Origin of the sequence: Nocardiopsis sp. MG754419 (assembly GCF_018207095.1) — a bacterium.
Classification (GTDB): Bacteria; Actinomycetota; Actinomycetes; order Streptosporangiales; family Streptosporangiaceae; genus Nocardiopsis.
Map to the genome: position 1 here is coordinate 1 of NZ_QOCZ01000263.1, position 3,607 is coordinate 3,607.

Consider the following 3,607-nt stretch of genomic DNA (forward strand, 5'->3'; position numbering starts at 1 on the left):
GCCCTGGAGGGAGGGCAGCAACAGGGGGCTCATCAGGTCGTCACCTCACCCAGCTCGATGGTGCGTCCGGTGCGGGCGGAGTCGAGACCGGCCTCGGCCATCTGGATACCGCGGGCGCCGGAGAGCAGGTCGTGGGGGAAGGGGGTGTCCACCACCACGTGCCGCAGGAACGCCTCCCACTGGGCACGGAAGCCGTTGGGGAATTCGGTGTTGTCGGGGACCTGCTCCCACTGGTCGCGGTAGCCCACGGTATCGACCGCGTCCGGGTCCCAGGCCGCCTTGGGGGTGGTGGAGCGGTGCTGGATGCGGCAGTGGCGCAGGCCCGCCACGGCGCTGCCGTGCGTTCCGTCGACCTGGAACTCCACGAGCTCGTCGCGGTCCACCCGCACGTTCCAGGAGGAGTTGATCTGCGCGATGGTGCCGTCGGCGAGCTCGAAGATGCCGTAGGCGGCGTCGTCGGCGGTGGCCTCGTAGGCCTCGCCCTTCTCGTCCCACCGGCGGGGGATGTGGGTGGCGGTGCGTGCGGTGACGGTGCGCACCGGGGAGAAGAGGTGCTCCAGGACGTAGTGCCAGTGCGGGAACATGTCCAGCACGATGCCACCGCCCTCTTCCGAGCGGTAGTTCCAGCTGGGGCGCTGCGCGGGCTGCCAGTCGCCCTCGAAGACCCAGTAGCCGAACTCGCCCCGGATGGAAAGGATCTTTCCGAAGAAGCCGCTGTCCACCAGCCTGCGGAGCTTGAGCAGACCGGGCAGGAAGAGCTTGTCCTGGACGACGCCGTTGCGCACCCCGGCCTGCTCGGCGAGCTTGGCCAGCTCCAGCGCGGCCTCCAGGGTGTCCGCGGTGGGCTTCTCCACGTAGATGTGCTTGCCAGCGGCGATGGCCGAGCGCACGGCCGCCTCGCGGGCGTGCGTGATCTGGGCGTCGAAGTAGATCGAGATGCTCTCGTCGGAGAGCACCGAGTCCAGGTCGGTGGACCAGCGCTCGATGTCGTGGCGCCGGGCGATCTCGCGCAGCTTCTGCTCCGAGCGCCCCACCAGGACCGGTTCGGGGATGATGCGGGTGCCGTCGGCCAGTTCCAGACCACCGGCATCCCGGATGGCCAGGATCGAACGGGTCAGATGCTGCCGGTACCCCATACGTCCGGTGACGCCGTTCATCGCGACACCCAGCACGTGCTCTGTCATGGGTTGTGACCACCTCTCTTTGAAAGCGCTTTCCAAAGACTACGACAAACGTGGCGTTCACACCAGACCCACTCCCGGACCGGGAGGACGACCTCGGGTTCCGCTGCGAACGGGGTGAACGCGGTTCGGTGTCGTTCCTCCCGGGGCGCCCGTGCGGGGTGCGCACGAAGATCGTTTTCGAGCAAACGCTTGCCTAGGAACCGCCGATCACGGCGGGCCCGGGAAGGTCGGGCCGACGGCGGCGCCACACTCCGATAGCGCCGGATGAAATCGGCTCTCACCTGCAACGACGGCAAACGCGTCTGCACATCACCGGTCCCACGGTGCCACGAGTGCTCTGCCTTCGTGCTGCACTCTCGCCCGCGCGCATCCGGAAAGCGTTTGCAAGAGTCGCTGTTCGCGGGCCCGACTCACCCGCTCCTTCGGTGAATCGACACCCGGGACGCTCGAGGCGCTCCCGTGCACGTGGAAGACCGGTGCGTCCCCGCCGTCGGCCGGGGCCGGACAGCGCCCGAGGGCGAGGTGAGGCGGACGAACACCGGTTCCACGCTTGCGAGGGGCCGCTCCAAGCCCCGGTGCAGCTGCCGGTGTCAGGCCGAGGCCAGGCCCAGTCGCGCCATCAGCTCGGAGCCGGTGATGATGTCGATGCGCTGGCCCTTGGCGATGTAGGTCTCGGCCTGGCGGTGCTTGGAGGTCTTGCCGCCGTGATCGCTGTCGCCGATCACCAGGACGTCGGTCTTCTTCGTGACGTTCTTGGCGGGCAGACCACCGGCCTCCGCGACGCGCTTCCACACCTCCGGTTTGTCCATGCCGGCCACGTCGCCCGAGACGCACACGGTGCGTCCGAACAGTGGGCCGGAGGGGTCGGCGTCCACCGAGGGCTCGGGCAGGGCACTCTGCGCGGCCCGCTGCCAGCGGTCGAACCGGTCCTCCCGGCCCGGACGCGGCGCCGCGGGGGCCGGCGCCATGGGGATCACCGTGGCCGCGACCGCCTCGGCCCGGCGCAGGGGCAGGCCCGCGGCCCGCGCCAGGTCGGGCAGGGAGGTGGTGCCGTGGCCGCGCATGGCGGCGAGCATGATGTGCGCGGCGGCCTCGGCGTCGGCGTCGGCGCGGTGGTGCTGCGTGATGCGGTGTCCGATGTGCGCGCAGACCGTGGGAAGCCGGTGGTCGGGCAGGTCCCAGGTGCGGCGGGATAGGGCCAGCGTGCACGCGTAGTCGAGCGCGGGCAGTGCCTGACCGGTGTGGGCGCAGGCCAGGCGGAGCGCCCCCATGTCGAAGGCGGCGTTGTGCGCGACCAACGCCCCGCCCTGCGCGAAGTCGAGGATCTGCGTGCGCACGGTCGTCCAGGACGGTGCGCCGACGACGTCGGCGGCGGTGATGCCGTGCACCGCGGTGTTGTGCCGCGAGAAGTACGACACCGGTTCGGGCGGCCGGATCAAGGTGCTGAACCGGTCCACCACCCGACCGTCGCTCACGCGCACCAGACCCACGGCGCACACGCTCCCGCGGTCGGCGTTGGCGGTCTCGAAGTCGATCGCGGTCCAGGTGTGGGACACCCCGGATACCTCCCCTTGCACTGCGTCCCGAACGGATCGAGCGTACCGCCGTCGGGACACCGTCGAGATCAGAAGGGATCGAAGGAGTTCATGGCGTTCTCGCACCAGTCGGCCTGGTCCGCCCACCGCTCCTGTTCGGCGACGAAGAGCACGGTGTAGTGGTCGCCGCTGGTCACCGCGATGTTGCGGGCCAGCATGTGCCGGGTGACGCCGTTCTGCGTCGAGGTGAACTCCCAGTCGGCGGCCGACGCGAAGGGGGTGTCGTCGGTGACGTCGTCGATCCGGATGCGCTCGTAACCGGGCATCCGGTTGGTGGCGTCCTGCTCCTGCACGTGCGCGTACTCGTCGTCGGTGGGGTGGCCGGTGCGGTCGATCTGCAGGTAGGAGCTGTCGGCGGGGGAGTCGTAGAAGACGCTCGCCCCGTCGGTGCGGCGGACCCACCCGTCGGGGACGAGCATCGCGAAGCCCTCCGGGTCCTCGGTCCAGGTCATCCCCGCACCGACGGGGGTTCCGTCGTCGTCGGTCTCGACCAACGCCCCGAGGTCGGAGGCGGGCGACTCCCCGGTCTCGACCGGATCCGAGGTGGTGTCCTCCGAGACGCCGGCGCCGTCTTCGGCGGCCCCGCCGTCGAGTTCGGAGGGCAGGGTCGGGCCCCCGTCCCGCCAGGGGCCGAGCACCACCAGGGAGGTGGCCACCACCAGAGTGGCCAGCCCCAGGGTGAGCACCACCACGGGCCAGGAGAGGCGGCGGGAACGCTGGTCCGGCGCCGTCACCGCACCGGTGGCGGCCGGTCGGGGACCGGAGTCGTCGGCCGTCCCGTAGAGGGTCGGGGACGGCGCCCCGGTGACGTTCGGGGCGGGGTGGGGC

2 protein-coding genes and 1 pseudogene are annotated in these 3,607 nt (G+C 70.8%); all 3 read right to left on the reverse strand.

Annotated elements, in window-relative coordinates; all coding sequences use genetic code 11:
* Positions 1-32: 32 nt before the first annotated feature.
* Positions 33-1,184, reverse strand: coding sequence for a Gfo/Idh/MocA family protein (locus DSY14_RS27305; protein ID WP_211719480.1), 1,152 nt, complete (start codon positions 1,182-1,184; stop codon positions 33-35).
* A 590-nt stretch (positions 1,185-1,774) separates the two neighbouring features.
* The gene (locus DSY14_RS27310; protein ID WP_211719481.1) at positions 1,775-2,740 is read right to left on the reverse strand and encodes an exonuclease domain-containing protein; all 966 of its coding nucleotides are present in this window, start codon (positions 2,738-2,740) and stop codon (positions 1,775-1,777) included.
* A gap of 68 nt (positions 2,741-2,808) precedes the next feature.
* Positions 2,809-3,607, reverse strand: a pseudogene (locus DSY14_RS27315) (serine/threonine protein kinase); the annotation flags it as partial.

Coding starts and splice junctions, on each gene's coding strand:
- DSY14_RS27305 (WP_211719480.1), bottom strand. CDS start 1,184: ATGACAGAGCACGTGCTGGGTGTCGCGATGAACGGCGTCACCGGACGT.